Consider the following 21,287-nt stretch of genomic DNA (forward strand, 5'->3'; position numbering starts at 1 on the left):
CGGGCCTAGCATGGACCTCCGTGTCAGACGTCGCCGACGCCGCCAAGCGTCTGCTGCTCGGTCGGCCTGTCCAGACCGAGCAGCTGCAGCACACCCTGCTCCCGAAGCGGATCGCCCTCCCGGTGTTCGCGTCGGACGCCCTCTCGTCGGTCGCGTACGCGCCGGACGAGATCCTCCTGACCCTGGCGATCGCGGGGCTCGCAGCCACCACGTTCTCGCCGCTGGTCGGGCTCGCCGTCGTGGTCGTGCTCGTCGTGGTGGTGCTGTCGTACCGCCAGAACGTGCACGCGTACCCGTCCGGCGGCGGTGACTACGAGGTCGCGACCGTCAACCTCGGTCCCCGGGCCGGCGTCGGCGTCGCGAGCGCGCTCCTGGTCGACTACGTGCTCACGGTGGCCGTCTCGATCTCCTCGGGTGCGCAGTACGCGGCGTCGGCCATCCCGGCGCTGCGCGGCCACGAGGTCGCGGTCGCCGTGTCGCTCGTGACCCTGCTCACGGTGCTCAACCTGCGCGGGGTGCGCGAGTCCGGGCGGCTCTTCGCGATCCCGACCTACCTGTTCATGGGCGCCGTCGGTCTGACCGCGGCCGTGGGGGCGCTGCGTCACCTCACGGGGACGCTGCCCCCCGCCGAGAGCGCGGCGCTCCAGGTGCTGCCGGAGTCGGGCTTCGACCAGGGGCTCGTGGGGATCGCCGGCGGGTTCCTCGTGCTGCGGGCGTTCGCCTCCGGGTGCGCGGCCCTGACCGGCGTCGAGGCGATCAGCAACGGCGTGCCGGCGTTCCGCAAGCCCAAGAGCCGCAACGCCGCGACGACCCTCGCGCTGCTCGGTGGCCTCTCGATCACCTTCATCATGTCGATCCTGCTGCTCGCGCAGGCGACGGGCGTCCACTACGTCGAGTTCCCGGCCGAGCAGCTCCTGCGCGACGGCGTCCCGGTCGGCGAGGAGTACGTCCAGGACCCGGTCCTCGGCCAGCTCGCGCAGGCGGTGTTCAGCGGCTTCCCGCCCGCGTTCTTCGTCGTGTCGGCCGTCACCGGCCTGATCCTCGTGCTGGCGGCGAACACGGCGTTCAACGGGTTCCCGGTGCTCGGGTCGATCCTCGCGCGCGACGGGTACCTGCCGCGGCAGCTGCACACGCGCGGCGACCGGCTCGCGTTCTCCAACGGGATCATCTTCCTGGCGGTCGGGGCCATCGTCCTCATCTACGCGTTCGACGCCCAGGTCACGCGGCTCATCCAGCTGTACATCGTGGGCGTGTTCGTCTCGTTCACCCTGTCGCAGCTGGGCATGGTCAAGCACTGGAACCGTGCGCTGCGGACCGAGCCCGACCCGCAGCGTCGCTCCCGGATGATGCGGTCGCGCGCGATCAACGCCGTCGGGCTCGCGCTCACGGGAACCGTGCTCGTCGTGGTCCTCGTGACGAAGTTCACGCGCGGCGCGTGGATCGCGATCCTCGCGATGGCGTTCGTGTTCGTCGTCATGCAGGGCATCCGCCGCCACTACGAGGCGGTCAGCAAGGAGCTCGCGCTCGGCGAGGACGTCGGCGCGGCCCGCGCGCTGCCCAGCCGGGTGCACGCGATCGTCCTCGTGTCGCGGCTGCACAAGCCGACGATGCGGGCCCTCGCCTACGCGCGGGCGACGCGGCCCTCGACGCTCGAGGCGCTCACCGTGTCCGTGGACGCCGTGGACTCCGTCCAGCTGCGCGAGCAGTGGGAGGAGCTCGACATCCCGGTCCCGCTCAAGGTGCTCGACTCGCCGTACCGCGACCTGACGCGCCCCGTCGTCGGCTACGTCAAGTCGGTCCGGCGGCAGAGCCCGCGCGACCTCGTGGTCGTCTACGTGCCCGAGTACGTCGTCGGCCGCTGGTGGGAGCAGCTGCTGCACAACCAGAGCGCGCTGCGGATCAAGAACCGTCTGCTGTTCACGCCGGGTGTCATCATCGCGTCGGTGCCGTGGCAGCTGCGGTCGTCGGAGGTCGTGACGGGCAAGCCGGTCGTCGACGGTGCGACCGCCGTGCCGCCCCCGCAGGAGCGTGCGGCGCCCGCCGCGCCGCACGACCGGACCCCGGAGGGCCCCAGGTGACCTCAGCACCCGACCGCACCGAGCAGCCCCTCGTCACGCTCGAGGTGGGTCCGCCCGCCCACGGCGGTCACTGCGTCGCGCGGCACGAGGGGCGCGTCGTGTTCGTGCGGCACGCCCTCCCGGGCGAGGTCGTCCGTGCCCGGCTCACCGATGCGGGGGAGCAGGCGCGGTTCTGGCGCGCCGACGCGGTGGAGGTCGTCGAGGCGTCGCCGGACCGCGTGCCGTCGGCATGGCCCGAGGCGGGCCCCGGTGGGGTCGGCGGCGGGGAGCTCGCGCACGTCTCGCTCGCCGGTCAGCGCCGGTGGAAGGCCTCGGTGGTGGGCGAGCAGCTCAAGCGGCTCGCCCGGCTCGACCTCGAGGTCGACGTCGAGGCGGCACCCGGTGACGAGGAGACGGGTGGGCTCGCGTGGCGCACGCGCATCGAGCTCGTCACCGACGCCGAGGGGCGGGCCGGGATGCACCGGCACCGCTCGCACGACGTCGTCCCCCTGGCGTCCATGCCGCTCGCCACGGACGCCCTCACCGACCTCGGGCTGCTCGCGCGGCGGTGGCCCGAGGGCGTGCGCGTGACCGCCGTGGCGCCGGTGGGCGGCGACCGGCCGCTCGTCCTCGTCGACGGCAGGCCGTGGGGCCGGCACGGCGAGGACACGCGCCCGACGGCCCGGACGTCGGTGCGCGAGGTCGCGACGGTCGCCGGGCGCGAGCACACGTGGCGCGTCGCGGGGGACGGGTTCTGGCAGGTCCACCGGGCGGCGCCGACGACGCTCGCCGGTGCGGTCGTCGACGCCGTGGCGGACCGTGAGGGCGCCACGGTCGTCGACCTGTACGCCGGTGCGGGGCTGTTCACGGTGCCGCTCGCGCACGCCGTCGGCCCGCAGGGTCGCGTCGTGGCCGTCGAGGGCGACGCGCGTGCGGTACGGGACGCGCGGCGCAACGTGCACGCGCTCGACGGCGTCGAGCTCCACCTGGGGCCGGTCGCCGACGTGCTCGCCGGGGGAGCGGTCGCGCGCGCGGACGTCGTGGTCCTCGACCCGCCACGGGTCGGGGCGGGCCGCGTCGTCGTCGACCGCGTCGCGGCGCTCGACCCCGACCGGGTCGTCTACGTCGCGTGCGACCCGGCGGCGTTCGCACGCGACGTCGCGTACCTGGGCGAGCGCGGCTGGTCGCTCACGTCGGTGCGCGCGTTCGACCTGTTCCCGATGACGCACCACGTGGAGTGCGTCGGCGTGCTCGACCGCGCCTGACGTCCCCGACCCACCGCCCGCGCGCGATCGGGCGCGCGAGGGGCGCGCCCGCGACCACGGCGTGGGCCCGTCCCGCACCGGCCGTGGCCGTGGTCTACGATGTATCTTGACGTCGAGATATCTGGCCCGGCACACCGCCGTCGGTAGCCTGGTCGCCAGAGGACGCGTCCCGCGCGGGCGCCGACGCCCTACCGCACCACCACTCGTGAGGAGCCACCGTGAGCAGCGTCGACACGTTCCGGTCCAAGGGCACGCTGGAGGTCGGTGACGCCTCCTACGAGGTGTACCGCCTCTCGGCCGTGCCGGGCCTGGAGCGCCTCCCCTTCAGCCTCAAGGTCCTGGCCGAGAACCTCCTGCGGACCGAGGACGGGGCCAACGTCACCGCCGACCACGTGCGCGCGATCGCGTCGTGGGACCCGGCCGCCGAGCCGAGCACGGAGATCCAGTTCACGCCCGGGCGCGTCGTCATGCAGGACTTCACGGGCGTCCCGTGCGTCGTGGACCTCGCGACCATGCGCGAGGCCGTCGCCGAGCTCGGCGGGGACCCCGCGCGGATCAACCCGCTCGCGCCCGCCGAGCTCGTGATCGACCACTCGGTCCAGATCGACGTCTTCGGCCGGCAGGACGCGTTCGAGCGCAACGTCGAGCTCGAGTACCAGCGCAACCGCGAGCGCTACCAGTTCCTTCGCTGGGGCCAGACCGCGTTCGACGACTTCAAGGTCGTCCCGCCCGGCACGGGCATCGTCCACCAGGTCAACCTCGAGTACCTGGCCCGCGGCGTCATGACGCGCGAGGTCGACGGCGTGCTCCGGGCGTACCCCGACACGTGCGTCGGCACCGACTCGCACACCACGATGGTCAACGGGCTCGGCGTGCTCGGCTGGGGCGTCGGTGGCATCGAGGCGGAGGCGGCGATGCTCGGCCAGCCCGTGTCGATGCTGATCCCGCGCGTCGTGGGCTTCAAGCTCAGCGGCAGCATCCCCGCGGGTGTGACCGCGACGGACGTCGTGCTGACGATCACGCAGCAGCTCCGCGAGCACGGCGTCGTCGGCAAGTTCGTCGAGTTCTACGGCGCGGGCGTCGCCGAGGTGCCGCTCGCGAACCGCGCGACGATCGGCAACATGAGCCCCGAGTTCGGCTCGACGTGCGCGATCTTCCCGGTCGACGACGTCACGCTCGACTACCTGCGGCTCACGGGGCGTCCCGACGCCCAGGTCGCGCTCGTCGAGGCGTACGCCAAGGAGCAGGGCCTCTGGCACGACCCGACGTCGGCCGACTACGTCGAGCCCGTGTTCTCCGAGTACCTCGAGCTCGACCTGTCGACGGTCGTCCCGTCGATCGCGGGCCCGAAGCGTCCCCAGGACCGGATCGAGCTGACGGCGGCCAAGGAGTCGTTCGCGACGTCGATCCTCGACTACGTGGGCGACGACGAGGCCGCGGCGTTCAGCGGGCTCGACGAGTCCGTCGCGGAGACCTTCCCCGCGTCGGACCCGATCGCGGCGGGCGAGCACGCCGACTCCTCGGACGCGCCCGCGCACGTCGCCGGCGGCGACGTCGCTCGCCGCCCGCACAAGCGCGTGCCGTTCACGACCGAGGACGGCACCGAGACCGAGCTCGACCACGGTCACGTCGTCATCGCGTCGATCACGTCGTGCACCAACACGTCCAACCCGTCCGTGATGCTCGCGGCGGCCCTGCTCGCGAAGAACGCCGTCGCCAAGGGCCTCACGGTCAAGCCGTGGGTCAAGACGTCGATGGCGCCCGGCTCGAAGGTCGTGAGCGACTACTACGAGAAGGCCGGCCTGTGGCCCTACCTCGAGAAGCTCGGGTTCCACCTCGTGGGCTACGGCTGCGCGACGTGCATCGGCAACTCGGGCCCGCTGCCCGAGGAGGTCTCGGCGGTCGTGAACGAGCACGACCTGTCGGTGGTCTCGGTGCTCTCGGGCAACCGGAACTTCGAGGGCCGGATCAACCCCGACGTGAAGATGAACTACCTCGCGTCACCGCCCCTGGTCATCGCGTACGCGCTCGCCGGGACGATGGACTTCGACTTCGAGTCCGAGCCGCTCGGCACCACCGAGGCGGGTGAGCCGGTCTTCCTGCGCGACATCTGGCCCGCGCCGCAGGAGGTCCAGGCGACCATCGACCGGTCGATCGACTCGGCGATGTTCACGAAGGACTACGCGGACGTGTTCGCGGGCGACGAGCGGTGGCAGACGCTGCCGACGCCCGAGGGCGACACGTTCGCCTGGGACGCGTCGTCGACCTACGTCCGCAAGCCCCCGTACTTCGAGGGCATGGGCACCACGCCCGAGCCCGTCGAGGACATCGCGGGTGCCCGCGTCCTCGCGAAGCTCGGCGACTCGGTCACGACCGACCACATCAGCCCGGCCGGTTCGATCAAGGCCGACAGCCCCGCGGGCCGCTACCTCGCCGAGCACGGCGTCGAGCGTCGCGACTTCAACTCGTACGGGTCGCGTCGCGGCAACCACGAGGTCATGATCCGCGGCACCTTCGCGAACATCCGGCTGCGCAACCAGCTCGTGCCGGGTGTCGAGGGCGGCGTCACGGTGAACCACCTGACGGGTGAGCAGACGACGATCTACGACGCGTCGGTCGCGTACGCCGAGGCGGGCGTGCCGCTCGTCGTGCTGGGCGGCAAGGAGTACGGCTCGGGCTCGTCGCGCGACTGGGCGGCCAAGGGCACGCGCCTCCTCGGCGTCCGCGCGGTCATCGCCGAGAGCTTCGAGCGGATCCACCGCTCGAACCTGATCGGGATGGGCGTCCTGCCGCTGCAGTTCCCGGCCGGGGAGTCGGCCGACTCGCTCGGCCTCGTCGGCACCGAGACGTTCGACGTCAGCGGCGTCACGGCGCTCAACGAGGGCACCACGCCGTCGACCGTCGCGGTGCGCGCGACCAGGGCCGACGGGTCCGTCGTCGAGTTCGACGCCGTCCTGCGGATCGACACCCCCGGCGAGGCGGACTACTACCGCAACGGCGGCATCCTGCAGTACGTGCTGCGGTCGCTCGTCGCCTCCTGACGACCCACCGGGGACGCCCCGTGCCGCTCGTGCGGCGCGGGGCGTTCCCGTGCGAGGGCCCGGTGTGGCACGGTCGGTGCATGGCACGCGACGAGCCCGTGACGCGCGAGAACGACGGCGACGTCGCCGCGTTCCTCTCCTCGGTCCCCGACGAGCGGCGGCGTGCCGACGCGCTCGCGCTCCTGCCGCTCATGGAGCGCGCGACGGGACAGCCGCCGCGCCTGTGGGGGACGTCGATCGTGGGCTTCGGCCGGTACCACTACACGTACGCGACGGGTCGTGAGGGAGACGCCGCGGCGGTGGGGTTCTCGCCGCGCAAGGCGAACCTGACGGTCTACTTCCCGATGGGCTTCGACGACCTGCAGGACGACCTGGCGCGCCTCGGCCCCCACACGACCAGCGTCTCGTGCCTGTACCTCAAGCGGCTCGACGACGTGGACCTCGAGGTGCTCGAGGGCATGGTGCGTCGCGGGTACCGGCAGGCCGTGGACCACGTCTGGGGCTGACGTGCCGCCCGGTGGCGGCCGGGCGGACGGGCCCCGGTCACACGGGTGCGAGGACCGTCCTGGTGCGGTCCCACGGCTCGGTCCAGCCGAGCGCGTCGAAGAGACCGTCGAGCACGTGCGCCGTGAAGCCCCAGACGACGTGGTCCGCGACCAGGAAGGCCGGGCCGCGGTAGGTGGACCCGGCGCGGGTCAGGGTCGCGGTGCGGCGGTTCGCGGGGTCGAGCAGGTCGGCGACCGGTGCGCGGAAGACCGTCGCCGACTCGCCGTGGTCCACGACCGCGACGGTCGACGGCGAGCGCCACCACGCCAGCACGGGCGTCACGACGTGGTTGCTCACGGGGACGGGGACGGCGGCCAGCGTGCCGAGCACGTCGACGCCCGTCGGGTCCAGACCCGTCTCCTCGGCGGCCTCGCGCAGCGCCGCGCCGACCGGGCCGTCGTCGTCGGGGTCGAGCCGCCCGCCCGGGAAGGCGACCTGGCCCGCGTGGTGCGAGAGGGTCGCGGCGCGCCCGACGAGCAGCACGTCGAGGTCGTCGGCGACGGCCGAGTCGTGGTGGTGCGCCGGGACCGCGTCGAGGACGCCGAACAGGACGAGCACGGCCGCGGGGCGTGCGTCGTCCCGGGTGGCCGGGCGGACCGGCCGCACGCGGGCGCCCGTCGCCACGAGCCGCTCGAGGGCGGCACGTGCCGCGGTGGCGCCGGCCACCGTCACCAGCCCGCGGGGAGGGGCCGGCCCTCCTCGTAGCCGGCGGCGGACTGGACGCCGACGACGGCGCGCTCGGCCAGCTCGGCGAGCGTGCGCGCACCCGCGTAGGTGCACGCGCTGCGCAGCCCCGAGGTGATCTGGTCGAGCAGGTCCTCGACGCCGGGACGCTGCGGGTCCAGGTACATCCGCGACGAGGAGATGCCCTCCTCGTACAGCGCCTTGCGGGCGCGCTCGAAGGGGGAGCCACCACGGGTGCGGGCCGCGACGGCGCGGGCGGACGCCATGCCGAAGCTCTCCTTGTACAGGCGTCCGTCGCCGTCGCCGTGCAGATCGCCGGGCGACTCGTGCGTGCCGGCGAACCAGGACCCGACCATGACCTGGCTCGCCCCTGCGGCGATCGCCAGCGCGACGTCGCGGGGGTGCCGGACGCCGCCGTCGGCCCACACGTGCGCCCCGAGGCGCCGCGCCTCGGCCGCGCAGTCGAGGACCGCCGAGAACTGCGGCCGTCCGACGGCGGTCATCATGCGCGTCGTGCACATCGCACCCGGGCCGACGCCCACCTTGACGACGTCGGCGCCTGCCTCGACGAGGTCGCGCGTGCCCTCGGCGGTCACGACGTTGCCCGCGACCACCGGCACGTCGGGCGAGAGGCTGCGCACCGCGGCGAGCGCGTCGAGCATGCGGCGCTGGTGGCCGTGCGCGGTGTCGACGACGAGCACGTCCACGCCCGCGTCGAGCAACGCCGCAGCCTTGGCGCGGACGTCGCCGTTGATGCCCACCGCGGCACCGACGCGCAGGCGCCCCTGGTCGTCGACCGCAGGGGCGTAGACCGACGACCTCAGCGCGCCTGTTCGGGTCAGCACGCCCACGAGCCGGCCGGCGTCGACGACGGGCGTGAAACGACGACGCGACTGGTGGAGCCGGTCGAAGGCCGCCTCCAGGCCGCCGTCCCCGCTCAGGACGTCGGCCTCGACGACCGTCGGGTCCGGGGTCATGACCTCCGACACCTGCGTGAAGCGGTCGACGCCCTGGCAGTCGGCCTCGGCCACGACGCCGACGGGACGGCCGTCGTCGACGACGACCGCCGCGCCGTGCGAGCGCTTGCCGATGAGCGTCAGCGCGGTGTGCACGGTGTCCGTCGGCGCGACGACGACCGCGGTCTCGACCACGGTGTGACGGCTCTTGACCGAGGCGACGACGTCGGCGACGACGCCCGAGGGGATGTCCTGCGGCAGGATCGCGATCCCGCCGCGCCGCGCGACCGTCTCGGCCATCCGGCGCCCGGAGACGGCGGTCATGTTCGCGACGACGACCGGGATGGTCGTGCCCGTGCCGTCGGTCGTCGTGAGGTCGACGTCGAACCGGCTCGCGACCTCCGAGCGCGACGGGACGAGGAAGACGTCGCCGTAGGTGAGGTCGGACGCGGGCTGGTGGCCGGGCAGGAAGCGCATGCGACCAGCGTAGGTCGCGTGCGCTCCGCGCCCGGGCACCGCCCGCCCGGTCGTGCACGGGCCGGGCGGGCGGCGGGCCAGGCGCTACTCCTTCACGGCCCCGGTGGTGACGTTCATGATCCGGCGCTGGAACACGAAGAACAGCACCGCGACCGGGATGGTCATCAGGGCGGCCGCCCCGAGCTTGAGCGGGAACTGGCTGCCCTGGCCGAGCCCGCCGGACGCGAGCTGCGCGACGCCCTTCGTGAGCGGGCTCAGGGCCGGGTCCTGCGCGGCCACGATGAAGTGCGACAGCTCGTTCCACGAGCCCTGGAAGGACAGGATCACCAGGGTGACGAGCGCGGGCGTGGCCATCGGCAGCACGATCCACCAGTAGGTGCGGAACGGCCCGGCCCCGTCGATGCGCGCCGCCTCCTCGACGCTCCGCGGGATCGACTCGAAGAAGTTCTTCATGATGAAGATGCCGGCCGCGTCGGCCATGAGCGGCACGATCAGCGCGAGGAACGTGTTGTAGATGCCGAGCTGGTTGAGCACGAGGAACTTCGGGATGAGCAGCACGACGCCGGGCACGGCCATCACCGCGACCAGCAGCGCGAACACGACGCCGCGGCCGCGGAAGCTCAGCCGTGCCAGCGCGTACCCGGCGAGGGAGTTGATGAAGACGCGCCCCACCGTGACCAGGATCGTGATGACGACCGAGTTGCGGAACCAGACCGGGAAGTCCGACCGCAGGAACAGCTCCTGGTAGGCAGCGGTCGTCCACGTGCCGGGGACGAGCGACAGCGGCGAGCCGACGGCCTCCGCCTCGCTCTTGAAGGACGTCGCGACCTGGACGAGGAACGGGTAGATGTAGACGACCGCGATGACGACGAGCGTCGTGTACACGAACGCGGTCCCGATGGTCCGACGTCGTGCGGAGCGGTCGGCGCGGCGTCCGGCCCGGTCCTCGCGCGTCGACCCCCGTGCTCCGGTGCGTGCGGGGCCGGTCGCGGCGCTCATCGCTGCGCCCCCGCCCCGGCGACGGCACCGCTCTCGCCGCTGCGCGTCGTCAGGACGAACCGCTTGCGGCGCGGGACCGTCGTCCGCTCGCGCAGGATGATGCGCTGGACGATCGTGAAGAACACGATGATCGCGAAGAGGACGAAGGCGATCGCGGCGCCGCGGCCCCAGTCCTGCTGCTCGAAGGACGACTGGTACGACAGGTACGCGGGCGTGAGGGTGGTCTTCGCCGGGCCGCCCTGCGTCCCGGTGTAGATCTGGTCGAAGACCTGCCAGCACCCGATCAGGCCGAGCGTGACGACCGTGAACAGCGTCGGGCGGAGCATCGGGAGCGTGACGAGCCGGAAGCGCTGCCACGGCGTCGCGCCGTCCATCATCGCGGCCTCGTCGATGTCGCCCGAGATCTGCTGGAGCGCGGCGATGAAGAGCAGCATGAACGTGCCCGACGTCGTGAAGACGGCCATCGTGATGAACACGCACATCGCGACGCTCGGCCCTGCGAGCCACTCCCACCACGTGATCCCGAGGAACCCGTTGCCCGTGAGCGCGGCAGGTCCCTGGTCGACGCCGAGCGCGCCGAGGACCAGGTGCAGGACCCCGCGCGCGTCGGCGAACCAGTTGGGGCCGTCGACGCTCAGCGCCTCCATGGCGCGGTTGACCGCGCCCGACGCCGAGAAGAGGAAGAGGAAGAGGACGGTGATCGCGACCGAGCTCGTGACCGACGGGAAGTAGAACGCGGTGCGGAACCCGCCGCGTCCGCGCAGCGCGGACCGGCTCACGAGCACCGCGAGGAACAGCGACAGCGCCGTCTGCAGCGGGACCACGAGCAGGACGTACCAGGCGTTGTTGCGCAGCGCGGTGCCGAAGTCCTGCGTGGCCAGACCGCCGCCGGCGACCAGGCGCTCGTAGTTCTCGAGCCCGACGAAGCCGACGGTCGAGGCGAAGGGGCTCCCGCGCCCCGTCCAGTCGGAGACGCTGACCCACGCCGCCATGAGCACGGGGACGGCGAGGAACAGGCCGAGGATGACGATCATCGGCGCGATGAACAGCCAGCCCGCGACCGCCTCACGACCCCGGATCCCCGACCGGCCGCGGCGCGCGGGCTCCGGTCGAGGGGCACGCCCCGGTGCGCTGTGCCGCACCGGGGCGTCGTCGACGGCGGCCACGTCAGCCCGCCGAGTCCAGCGCGGCCTGCATGTTCTGCTGGACCGACGCGAGCATCGCGGCGACGTCGGCGGTCTCGAGGCCCTCGATCTGGCCGTTGAGGTCGGCGATCACCTCGGACGCACCCTGCACGGTGGGCATGCCGGTCGCGAACTCGGCGCTCTCGACGAACGCCGCCTGCTCGGGGAACGACTCGCGGAACTGCTCGCCGGCGGACTCGACCGACGGCATGACGCCGAAGGCCTCGGCGAACGCGAGCTGCTGCTCGGGGGCCGTCAGGTGCTCGACGAGCTGGACCGCGGCCTCCTGGTTCGGGCTGTCGGCGGCGACGCCCCAGCAGTTGGTGAACTGGAGCGTGCCCTGACCCGCGGGCCCGGCGGGCAGCGGGACGACCGTGTACGGCGTGTCGGGGAAGTCGTTGCGCAGCGCACCGATGATCCAGTTGCCCTCGATCGTCATCGCCGCACGGCCGCTGCCGAAGGCCTCGCCGCCCCATCCGGAGTCGATCTCCGACGGGAAGGCGAGCGACCCGTCCACCAGCATCTGCTGGACGAGCTCGACGGCCTCGGCGTTCTCGGGGCTGTCGGCGATCGCCGTCGTGCCGTCCTCGTCGACCAGCCCGCCGCCGGCCTGGGCCATGAACACGCCGAGGCGCTGGTACTCGGGACCGAAGGACAGCCCGACCTGGTCACCTGTCGTGAGGGTCTGGGCGACCGTGCGCAGGCCCTCCCAGTCCGTCGGGACGTCGGCGTCGGTGAGGCCCGCGGCGGCCCACGCGTCGGTGTTGATGACGAGGGCGAGCGTCGAGAAGTCCTTCGGCGCGCAGTAGAACTGGTCGTCGACCGTGAAGTTCTCGACCAGCGAGGGGTAGAAGTCGTCGGCGTTGCCGAGCTGGTCGCCGTAGGGGTGCAGCGACCCGTTCGCGACCCAGCCGGCGAGCTGGTCGGTGCTCGCGTAGAAGACGTCGGGCGGGCTGCCCGCGGCGAAGCCCTGCGCGAGCTCCTGGTTCAGGTCGCTCGCGACGCGGACGGACGCGTCGGTCCCCGACTCCTCGGCCCAGGCGTCGACGGCGGCGGTCACGGCGTCCGTCTCGGCGTCGCCGGACGAGCCGATGAGGACGGTGAGCGACCCGCCCCCGGCCCCGCCCTCCCCGGTCTCCTCGGTGCCGCCGCCCTCGGTGTCGTCGAAGCCCGAGCCGCCGCCGCACGCGGCGAGGCCGAGCGCTGCGACGGCGACCAGGGCGGGCAGTGCTGTGGTGCGTGCGGTGCGACGCATCGTCGTCTCCTTCGTCTCGGCCCCTCGACGGCGAGGGACCTGTGTGGTCGTGCGGGGGAGCGGTACGGGTGATGGCCGTGCCGGCGGGTCAGGGTGCGGGGACGCTCGAGGCCCGGACGGCGAGCGACGGGCTCAGCAGGACGTGGTGGTCGTCGGTCGCGGGCCGCGGCGAGGGACCCAGCTGGTCGAGGAGGAGCTGCAGCGCGCGCACGGCCGCCTCGGTGAGCGGCTGCGCGACGCTCGTGAGCCCGACGGCCCGGGCCACGGGGGTGTCGTCGAAGCCGACGACGGCCACGGACGGGTCCGCGGCGTCGCGGCGCGTCGCGGCGAGCACGCCGAGGGCGAGCGAGTCGCTCGCGCAGACGAACGCCGTCGGTGCGGCGTCCTCGGGCCCGTCCAGCAGCGTCGCGGCCGCGTCCGCACCGTCCGCGACCGAGTCGGGGACGCCGACGTCCCACGCCGCCAGCTCGTGGGCCGCGACGCCCGAGGCGAGCACGGCACGTCGCCACCCGCGGCGGCGGTCGTCGCCGGTGTCGGACCCCTCGGGCCAGCCCACGAACGCGATGCGGCGGTGGCCGAGCTCCTGGAGGTGCTCGACCGCGGCGCGGGTCCCCGTCGCGCCGTCGACGTCGACCCAGGCGTGCGAGCGCCCGTCGGTCGCCGGCGGGTCCCACGGCCGCCCGAACGTCACGAAGGGGACCTCGTGGTCCGCGAGCCACCGCGTGCGCGGGTCGCCGTGGTGCGTCGAGGTGAGGACGAACGCGTCGAGCTCGAGGGTGTCGAGCAGCTCGCCGTACTGGGCGATCTCGCCCTCGTCGTCGGGCGCGGTGAACAGCATGACCCGGTACCCGCGCACCTGGGCGTGCTCGGTGAGGGCGTGCAGGAACTGGTCGAGCACCGCGCCGTTGATGCCGTCGACGGTGGGCTGGAGGCGCAGGCCGATGACGCGCGAGCGGCGGGTGCGCATCTGACGTGCCGCGGAGTGCGGCCGGTAGCCGACCTCCTCGATGACCTGGCGGACGCGCTCGAGGGTCTCGGGGCGGACGAGGTGCGGGGCGTTGAGGACGTTCGAGACGGTCTGGCGCGAGACGGCTGCGCGCTCGGCGACCGACTGCAGCGTCGGGCGTGCGTCCACGGGTGTCCTCCCGGAGTCCGGTCGGCGATGACCGGGGCTGTCGTTGGAACGTTCATATCGCGTAGTGTCAGTGTGCATTTGAACGTGCAAATCGGTAGGCCCACCTTGTCCGGCGCCCCGCGCGCTGTCAAGACGCACGGCGCCCCCGAGGGTCACGGGTCGATCACGGAACGAGGGAAGGGCCCCATCGATGGAGCTGCAGCCGCTTCTGCACGACCTGCTCGTCGCGACGAGCGCACCCACCCAGGCGTGGTCCGCACCGGACGGGCAGGTGCGCGCGTCCGGTGCGCAGGGGCTCTACGAGGGCGACGTGCGCGTGCTCTCGCGCGCCGAGCTGCTCGTCGACGGCGCGCCGCCCGAGGCGGTCGCGGCCGGGCCGGTCGGTGCGGGAGCCGACACGGTCGAGGTCCTCGCGCTCGTGCGCACGGTGGACGAACCGGGGGCCGACCCCACGGTGCGCCTGCGGCGCACGCGCACGGTCCGGCCCGGCGTCGTCGCGGAGCGGCTCACCCTGTCGGCCGCGACCGCCGGTGACGTCCGCGTGCCGCTGCGGCTCGAGCTCGCGTGCGACCTCGCGCCGATGCAGGCGGTCAAGGCGGGTCGGCGCACCGAGCCGTCGCCCGCGCGCGCCACGGCCGACGGCGTCGCGTGGGACGGGGGAGAGGTCGCGGTGGAGGTCGCACTCCCGGGGGCGACGGTCGACGTGACAGAGCCGACCGCGCCCGTCGCGCGCTGGGACGTCGTCGTGCCTGCGGGCGGCACGGTCATGGTCACGTGGGAGGTCCGCGCCCGCGCGCACGACGCGGTCGTCCTGCCGGCGCTCGGTCCGGCGCCGTGGTCGGTCCCTGACGTCACGGCCGACGACCGGCGCCTCGCGGCGCTCCTCGCGCGTGCCCTCGGCGACCTCGACGGGCTGCGCATGCGCGCGCGGTTCGCCCCCGACGACCAGTTCCTCGCGGCGGGCGCGCCGTGGTTCCTCACGCTGTTCGGCCGGGACTCCCTCTGGGCGGCCCGCATGCTGCTGCCCCTCGGGACCGAGCTCGCGGGCGGCACCCTGCGGACGCTCGCGGCGCGCCAGGGCGCCCGCGTCGACCCCGGCACGGCCGAGCAGCCCGGCAAGATCCTGCACGAGGTCCGTGCGCACGAGCTCCCGCTCGGGGAGGGCGACCGGGCGCTGCCGCCGACCTACTACGGGACCATCGACGCCACGCCGCTGTGGCTGTGCCTGCTGCACGACGCGTGGCGGTGGGGGATGGACCCGGCCGAGGTCGAGGCGCTGCTCCCTGCCGCGGAGGCCGCGCTCGGCTGGATGGCCGAGCACGGCGACGCCGACGGCGACGGGCTGCTGGAGTACCACGACGAGGGCGGGCGCGGGCTGGCCAACCAGGGCTGGAAGGACTCCGGCGACTCCGTCCAGTGGCGCGACGGCCGGCTCGCGCGCGGACCCATCGCCCTGTGCGAGGTGCAGGGGTACGCGCACGAGGCGGCCCTCGCGGGCGCGGCGCTGCTCGACGCGTTCGGGCGCCCGGGCGCCGAGCGGTGGCGCGCCTGGGCGGCCGATCTCGCCGACCGCTTCCGGGCCTCCTTCTGGGTGCGCGACGAGGCCGGCCCGTACCCGGCCATCGCGCTCGACGCCGACAAGCGCCCGGTCGACTCGCTGACGAGCAACATCGGGCACCTCCTCGGCACGGGCATCCTCGACGCGCACGAGGAGCGCCTCGTCGCGCGGCGCCTCGCGGGCCCCGACATGGACTCCGGCTACGGCCTGCGGACGATGTCGACGCACGAGGCCGGGTACTGGCCCCTGCGGTACCACGGCGGGTCCGTCTGGACCCACGACACCGCGATCACGGTCCTCGGCCTCGCGCGCTCGGGGCACCACGACGTCGTGGCCCCGCTCGTCGAGGGCCTCCTCGCGGCGGCCGCGGACCTCGGCTTCCGGCTCCCCGAGCTGCACGCGGGCGACGCGCGCGGGACCGTCCCTGCGGCCGTGCCGTACCCGGCCGCGTGCCGTCCGCAGGCGTGGTCGGCGGCCTCGGCGGTCGCGCTCCTGACCGCCGTCCTCGGCCTCGAGCCGGACGTCCCGGGCGGCACGCTCCGCGTGACGGGCTCGACGCCGCCCGTCGTCGGGGCGGTCCACGTGCGCGGGCTGCGCGTCGCCGGTGCGTCCCTCGAGGTCCGGACGGACCGCCACGGCGCGGTCGTCGCCATCACGCTCGACGGCGCGGACGGCGTGGCGATCGTGTGACGGTCCCGCGCGTGGCAGGGACCGGCCGCGGCCACGCCCCGTACGATGGCCGGATGCCCATCCTGTCGAGGATCACCGGTCCCGCGGACCTGCGCGCGCTCGACGCCGACGAGCTCGAGGAGCTCGCGCGGGAGATCCGGGCGTTCCTCGTCGCGAGCGTCTCCCGCACCGGCGGGCATCTGGGCCCCAACCTGGGGGTCGTCGAGCTCACGCTCGCGCTGCACCGCGTCTTCGAGTCGCCGCGCGACACGATCGTGTTCGACACGGGGCACCAGTCCTACGTGCACAAGCTGCTCACCGGGCGCTCCGACTTCACGTCGCTGCGCCGACGTGGCGGCCTGTCCGGGTACCCGAGCCGCGCGGAGTCCGTCCACGACGTCGTCGAGAACTCGCACGCGTCGACCGCCCTCTCGTGGGCCGACGGCATCGCGAAGGCGTACGCGCTCCAGGGCGCGACCGACCGCCACGTCGCCGCGGTCATCGGCGACGGCGCGCTCACCGGCGGCATGGCCTGGGAGGCGCTCAACAACATCGCGACCGCGCAGGATCGCCGCCTCGTGCTCGTGGTGAACGACAACGGCCGGTCCTACGACCCGACGATCGGCGGCCTCGCGCACCACCTCGACACGCTGCGCACGACGCGCGGGTACGAGAACTTCCTCGCCTGGGGCAAGCGCACGCTGCGCCGCTCGGGCCCGCCCGGACGCCTCGCGTACGACGCGCTGCACGGCCTCAAGAAGGGCATCAAGGACGTCGTCGCGCCGCAGGGCATGTTCGAGGACCTCGGGATCAAGTACGTGGGCCCGATCGACGGGCACGACGTCGTCGCGACCGAGCAGGCGCTGCGGCGCGCGAAGGCCTTCGGCGGGCCGGTGATCGTCCACGTCATCACGGAGAAGGGCCGCGGCTACGTCCCGGCCGAGCAGGACGTGGCCGACCGGTTCCACGCCGTCGGGCAGATCCACCCCGAGACCGGGCTGCCCGTCGCGCCGTCGCGCTTCGGGTGGACGTCGGTGTTCGCGGACGAGATGGTCGCGATCGGCAGGCGGCGGTCGGACGTCGTCGCGATCACGGCGGCGATGCTCCAGCCCGTGGGCCTCGCGCCGTTCGCCGCCGAGTTCCCCTCGCGCGTCTTCGACGTCGGGATCGCCGAGCAGCACGCGGTGACCTCCGCCGCGGGCATGGCGTTCGCCGGCCTGCACCCCGTGGTCGCGGTCTACGCGACGTTCCTCAACCGCGCGTTCGACCAGGTCCTCATGGACGTCGCGCTGCACCGGGCCGGCGTGACGTTCGTGCTGGACCGCGCGGGCATCACGGGCGACGACGGCGCGAGCCACAACGGGATGTGGGACATGGCGATGCTGCGCGTCGTCCCGGGGCTGCGCCTGGCTGCGCCGCGCGACGAGCCGACGCTGCGGGACGCGCTGCGTGCGGCCGTCGACGTCGACGACGCCCCGAGCGTGGTCCGGTACCCCAAGGGACCCCTTCCGGACGCCCTGCCCGCGCTCGACGTCGTGGACGGCGTGGACGTGCTCGCCCGCGAGGACGGCGAGCGGCGCGTGCTGGTCGTGGGCGTCGGACCCATGGCGCACACCGCGGTCGAGGTGTCCCGGCTGCTCACGGCCGAGGGCGTGGGCAGCACCGTCGTCGACCCGCGCTGGGTCCTCCCGCTGCCGAGCGCGCTCGTCAAGCTCGCCGACGAGCACGACCACCTGCTCGTCCTCGAGGACGGCCTGGTCGAGGGTGGCGTCGGCGCGATGCTCGGGCAGCGCTGCACCGAGGCCGGCGTCGCCACGCCGATCACGAGCGTGGGCATCCCGCTCGGCTTCCTCGACCACGCGACGCGCGGGCAGATCGTCGAGGCGCTGCGCCTGCGCGCGGAGGACGTCGCGCACGACCTCCTGGTCGCCCTCCGCGCACGCGGCTGACGCGAGCCGCGCGAGGCCGGGTGCCGCAGGGTGCGGTCGGTCGCTCCGCCGTGCCGCGTGGGCGACAGGCGTGTGACGCACCTCACCGGGCGTGCGGAGAGGCGGACCCGAAGGTCCCAGGTCATCCCATGACCTCGGGGCCTAGCGTCGGGAGCACCAGCCCGACGCATCGAGGAGAACCCGATGGCCATCACGACCGACTCCGGACCGGCGACCACCCCTCGCCACGAGCCCGGCGACGCGTGGCACGGATACGTGAGCGGTCCGTGGCAGGACCGGATCGACGTCCGTGACTTCATCCAGCGGAACTACACGCCCTACACGGGTGAGGCGGACTTCCTCGCCGGCCCGACCGAGCGCACCACCGGCATCTGGCGGACGCTCGCGGCGATGTTCCCCGAGGAGCGCGCCAAGGGCATCTACGACGTCGACGCCAGCACCCCGGCGTCCATCACGGCCCACGCGCCCGGCTACATCGACCAGGACAACGAGCTCGTCGTCGGCCTGCAGACCGACGCCCCGCTCAAGCGCGCGATCATGCCCTACGGCGGCTACCGCATGGTCGAGAACGCCCTCAAGACCTACGGCTACGAGCCCGACCCCGTGGTCCGCGACATCTTCACCAAGTACCGCAAGACGCACAACGACGGCGTCTTCGACGTGTACCCGCCCGACGTCCGCGCCGCGCGCTCGTCGCACCTCATCACGGGCCTGCCCGACGCCTACGGCCGCGGTCGGATCATCGGCGACTACCGCCGCGTCGCGCTCTACGGCGTCGACGCCCTGATCGAGGCCAAGAAGGTCGAGCGCGCCGAGCTCGACATGGAGCGCTCGACGGAGGACGTCATCCGGGAGCGCGAGGAGATCGCCGAGCAGATCAAGGCGCTGAACGAGCTCAAGCAGATGGCCGCCTCCTACGGGTTCGACGTCTCGCGCCCGGCCGCGACGGCTCACGAGGCCGTGCAGTGGCTCTACTTCGCGTACCTCGCCGCGGTCAAGGAGCAGAACGGCGCCGCGATGTCGCTCGGGCGCACGTCGACGTTCCTCGACATCTACCTCGAGCGCGACATCGCGGCCGGCGTGCTCACCGAGGAGCGTGCCCAGGAGCTCATCGACGACTTCGTGATCAAGCTCCGCATCGTGCGCTTCCTGCGGACCCCCGAGTACGACGCGCTGTTCTCGGGCGACCCGACGTGGGTCACCGAGTCGATCGGCGGCCTCGGTGAGGACGGCCGCTCGCTCGTGACGCGGACGTCGTTCCGCTACCTGCAGACCCTCTACAACCTGGGCCCGGCGCCCGAGCCCAACCTCACGGTGCTGTGGAGCCACAAGCTCCCCGAGGGTTTCAAGCGCTTCTGCGCGCAGGTCTCGATCGACACGTCCGCGATCCAGTACGAGTCCGACGAGCTCATCCGGCCGTGCTGGGGCGACGACGCCGCGATCGCGTGCTGCGTCTCGGCCATGCGCGTCGGCAAGCAGATGCAGTTCTTCGGCGCCCGCGTGAACCTCGCCAAGGCGCTGCTGTACGCGATCAACGGCGGGCGCGACGAGATCTCGGGCAAGCAGGTCGCCCCGGTCACCATGCCCGTCCAGGGCGAGGTCCTCCGCTACGACGACGTCTACGAGGCGTACGACCGCCTCACGGACTGGCTCGCGCAGACCTACGTCGACGCGCTCAACTGCATCCACTGGTCGCACGACAAGTACGCGTACGAGCGGATCGAGATGGCGCTGCACGACCGCGCGATCCTGCGCACGCTCGCGTGCGGCATCGCGGGCCTGTCGGTCGTGGCCGACTCGCTCTCGGCGATCAAGTACGCGACCGTCCGCCCCGTGCGGGACGAGACCGGCCTCGTCGTCGACTTCGAGGTCGAGGGCGAGTACCCGACGTACGGCAACGACGACGACCGGGTCGACGCCATCGCGGTCGAGCTCGTGCGCAGCTTCATGGAGAAGGTCCGCCGGCAGCCCACCTACCGCGGTGCGCTCCACACGCAGTCGGTGCTGACGATCACCTCGAACGTCGTCTACGGCAAGCACACGGGCAACACCCCGGACGGACGCCGCAAGGGCGAGCCGTTCGCCCCCGGCGCGAACCCGATGAACGGGCGCGACAGCCACGGCATGCTCGCGAGCGCGCTGTCGGTCGCGAAGCTCCCGTACGACGACGCGATGGACGGGATCTCGCTCACCGCGACGGTCGTCCCGTCGGGCCTCGGGCGGAACCGCGACGAGCAGATCACCAACCTCGTCGGTCTGCTCGACGGCTACAACGTGAGCTCGGGCTTCCACGTCAACATCAACGTCCTCAACCGCGAGACGCTCGAGGACGCGATGGAGCACCCGGAGAACTACCCGCAGCTGACCATCCGGGTCTCCGGCTACGCGGTGAACTTCGTCCGGCTGACGCGTGAGCAGCAGCTCGACGTCCTGTCCCGGACGTTCCACGGCAGCCTCTGACGGACGGTGACCCCGAGGGGCGCGGTGCCTGCGGGCACCGCGCCCCTCGGCGTCCGTGTGACGTCGGTCTCACGGACATTCGTCCCATGACTCCGCGGACGGTTCAGGGGAGGCTGGTCCCATGACCACGACGACGCAGGCCACGGACCGGTGCGGCGCACCGATCATCGAGCTGACCGCCCCGCTCGTCGGCGGGTCGAGGACGCGGTCGTCCGCAGGCACGGCGGGGCTCGAGCCCAGCGAGGCCGAGCGCTCCGAGCGGTTCTCGCAGATGCGGGCCGGCGAGCTGGGCTCGGTGCACTCGTGGGAGCTGGTCACGGCGGTCGACGGCCCCGGGACGCGGCTCACGGTCTTCCTCTCGGGCTGCCCGCTGCGGTGCCTGTACTGCCACAACCCCGACACGATGGAGATGCGGCGCGGCGAGCCCGTGACCGCGGACGAGCTCCTCGCACGCGTCGCGCGCTACCGCGGGATCTTCGACGTGACGGGCGGCGGCCTCACGATCTCCGGGGGCGAGCCCCTCATGCAGCCCGCGTTCCTCGCACGGATCCTGCGGGGTGCGAGGGAGATGGGGATCCGGACCGCGATCGACACCTCCGGCTACCTCGGCGCGCACTGCAGCGACCAGATGCTCGACGACGTCGACCTGGTCCTGCTCGACGTCAAGTCCGGCATCCCCGAGACGTACAAGCGGGTGACGGGTCGCGAGCTCGAGCCGACCCTGGCCTTCGGTCGGCGGCTCGCGGAGCGCGGGACGGAGATCTGGGTCCGGTTCGTGCTCGTCCCCGGCCTGACCGACGCGGTCGAGAACGTCGAGGCGGTCGCCGAGTACGTCGCGAGCCTCTCGACGGTCTCGCGCGTCGAGGTCCTGCCGTTCCACCAGATGGGTCGGGACAAGTGGGACAGCCTCGGCATGCGGTACGAGCTCGACGCCACCCCCGCACCGTCCGCCGACCTCGTGGAGCGGGTGCGCGACCAGTTCCGCGCGAAGGGGCTCACGGTCTTCTGACGGCCCCGGCGCGGACGCCGGCGTCGGCCGAGGGACCGACGGA

Annotated in this window: 14 protein-coding genes; 8 read left to right on the top strand and 6 right to left on the bottom strand. The window is 73.2% G+C overall.

Features of this window, described 5'->3' with window-relative positions; genetic code table 11:
* Window positions 1-20: 20 nt before the first annotated feature.
* The 4 genes from IEV86_RS01260 (at window position 21) to IEV86_RS01275 (ending at window position 6,869) form a co-directional block, all read left to right on the top strand.
* Window positions 21-2,078: an APC family permease gene (locus IEV86_RS01260; RefSeq protein ID WP_081978435.1), complete on the top strand. Its 2,058-nt coding sequence runs from the start codon at window positions 21-23 to the stop codon at window positions 2,076-2,078.
* Entirely contained in the window at window positions 2,075-3,322 is a 1,248-nt protein-coding gene (locus tag IEV86_RS01265) for a class I SAM-dependent RNA methyltransferase (RefSeq protein WP_043602413.1), read from the top strand. The genes IEV86_RS01260 and IEV86_RS01265 overlap by 4 nt, the downstream gene beginning before the upstream one ends.
* A gap of 218 nt (window positions 3,323-3,540) precedes the next feature.
* Window positions 3,541-6,363, top strand: coding sequence for an aconitate hydratase (locus IEV86_RS01270; RefSeq protein ID WP_043602412.1), 2,823 nt, complete (start codon window positions 3,541-3,543; stop codon window positions 6,361-6,363).
* An 80-nt stretch (window positions 6,364-6,443) separates the two neighbouring features.
* Window positions 6,444-6,869 carry a DUF1801 domain-containing protein gene (locus IEV86_RS01275; RefSeq protein ID WP_043602493.1) on the top strand — a complete coding sequence of 142 codons (426 nt, stop codon included), beginning with the start codon at window positions 6,444-6,446 and terminating at the stop codon, window positions 6,867-6,869.
* A gap of 37 nt (window positions 6,870-6,906) precedes the next feature.
* Here the strand turns inward: IEV86_RS01275 and IEV86_RS01280 are convergent, their stop codons facing one another.
* The 6 genes from IEV86_RS01280 to IEV86_RS01305 form a co-directional block, all read right to left on the bottom strand.
* Window positions 6,907-7,584, bottom strand: a complete 678-nt coding sequence (locus IEV86_RS01280; RefSeq protein WP_152605530.1) for an NUDIX hydrolase — start codon at window positions 7,582-7,584, stop codon at window positions 6,907-6,909.
* A complete protein-coding gene (locus IEV86_RS01285; protein ID WP_043602489.1) occupies window positions 7,578-9,026 on the bottom strand; it encodes a GuaB1 family IMP dehydrogenase-related protein in 1,449 nt (482 codons plus the stop codon). The genes IEV86_RS01280 and IEV86_RS01285 overlap by 7 nt, the downstream gene beginning before the upstream one ends.
* A gap of 84 nt (window positions 9,027-9,110) precedes the next feature.
* A complete protein-coding gene (locus IEV86_RS01290) occupies window positions 9,111-10,025 on the bottom strand; it encodes a carbohydrate ABC transporter permease (protein WP_043602409.1) in 915 nt (304 codons plus the stop codon).
* Complete coding sequence (locus tag IEV86_RS01295; RefSeq protein ID WP_438501589.1) at window positions 10,022-11,191, bottom strand: carbohydrate ABC transporter permease; 1,170 nt, start codon at window positions 11,189-11,191, stop codon at window positions 10,022-10,024. Before IEV86_RS01295 ends, IEV86_RS01290 begins: the two co-directional genes overlap by 4 nt.
* A 1-nt stretch (window position 11,192) precedes the next feature.
* On the bottom strand, window positions 11,193-12,464 hold the full coding sequence (locus tag IEV86_RS01300) for a sugar ABC transporter substrate-binding protein (RefSeq protein WP_043602407.1): 1,272 nt from the start codon (window positions 12,462-12,464) through the stop codon (window positions 11,193-11,195).
* Between the two features lie 88 nt (window positions 12,465-12,552).
* Window positions 12,553-13,599, bottom strand: a complete 1,047-nt coding sequence (locus IEV86_RS01305) for a LacI family DNA-binding transcriptional regulator (RefSeq protein ID WP_043602404.1) — start codon at window positions 13,597-13,599, stop codon at window positions 12,553-12,555.
* Between the two features lie 190 nt (window positions 13,600-13,789).
* On the opposite strand from IEV86_RS01305, the gene IEV86_RS01310 reads away from it, so the two are divergent.
* The 4 genes from IEV86_RS01310 to pflA all read left to right on the top strand — a co-directional run bounded on the left by IEV86_RS01310 (window position 13,790) and on the right by pflA (window position 21,244).
* Window positions 13,790-15,847 carry a glycogen debranching N-terminal domain-containing protein gene (locus IEV86_RS01310; RefSeq protein WP_043602401.1) on the top strand — a complete coding sequence of 686 codons (2,058 nt, stop codon included), beginning with the start codon at window positions 13,790-13,792 and terminating at the stop codon, window positions 15,845-15,847.
* 53 nt (window positions 15,848-15,900) lie between these two features.
* Window positions 15,901-17,775, top strand: a complete 1,875-nt coding sequence (gene dxs, locus IEV86_RS01315; RefSeq protein ID WP_043602398.1) for a 1-deoxy-D-xylulose-5-phosphate synthase — start codon at window positions 15,901-15,903, stop codon at window positions 17,773-17,775.
* Window positions 17,776-17,958: 183 nt separating this feature from the next.
* Window positions 17,959-20,235, top strand: coding sequence for a formate C-acetyltransferase (gene pflB / locus IEV86_RS01320; RefSeq protein ID WP_043602396.1), 2,277 nt, complete (start codon window positions 17,959-17,961; stop codon window positions 20,233-20,235).
* Between the two features lie 121 nt (window positions 20,236-20,356).
* Complete coding sequence (pflA, locus tag IEV86_RS01325) at window positions 20,357-21,244, top strand: pyruvate formate-lyase-activating protein (protein ID WP_043602393.1); 888 nt, start codon at window positions 20,357-20,359, stop codon at window positions 21,242-21,244.
* Window positions 21,245-21,287: the final 43 nt, after the last annotated feature.

This window comes from Cellulomonas carbonis (assembly GCF_014636275.1).
GTDB classification, from domain to species: domain Bacteria; phylum Actinomycetota; class Actinomycetes; order Actinomycetales; family Cellulomonadaceae; genus Actinotalea; species Actinotalea carbonis.

Coding starts and splice junctions, on each gene's coding strand:
- IEV86_RS01275 (WP_043602493.1), top strand. CDS start 6,444: ATGGCACGCGACGAGCCCGTGACGCGCGAGAACGACGGCGACGTCGCC.
- IEV86_RS01285 (WP_043602489.1), bottom strand. CDS start 9,026: ATGCGCTTCCTGCCCGGCCACCAGCCCGCGTCCGACCTCACCTACGGC.
- IEV86_RS01290 (WP_043602409.1), bottom strand. CDS start 10,025: ATGAGCGCCGCGACCGGCCCCGCACGCACCGGAGCACGGGGGTCGACG.
- IEV86_RS01300 (WP_043602407.1), bottom strand. CDS start 12,464: ATGCGTCGCACCGCACGCACCACAGCACTGCCCGCCCTGGTCGCCGTC.
- IEV86_RS01310 (WP_043602401.1), top strand. CDS start 13,790: ATGGAGCTGCAGCCGCTTCTGCACGACCTGCTCGTCGCGACGAGCGCA.
- dxs (WP_043602398.1), top strand. CDS start 15,901: ATGCCCATCCTGTCGAGGATCACCGGTCCCGCGGACCTGCGCGCGCTC.
- pflB (WP_043602396.1), top strand. CDS start 17,959: ATGGCCATCACGACCGACTCCGGACCGGCGACCACCCCTCGCCACGAG.
- pflA (WP_043602393.1), top strand. CDS start 20,357: ATGACCACGACGACGCAGGCCACGGACCGGTGCGGCGCACCGATCATC.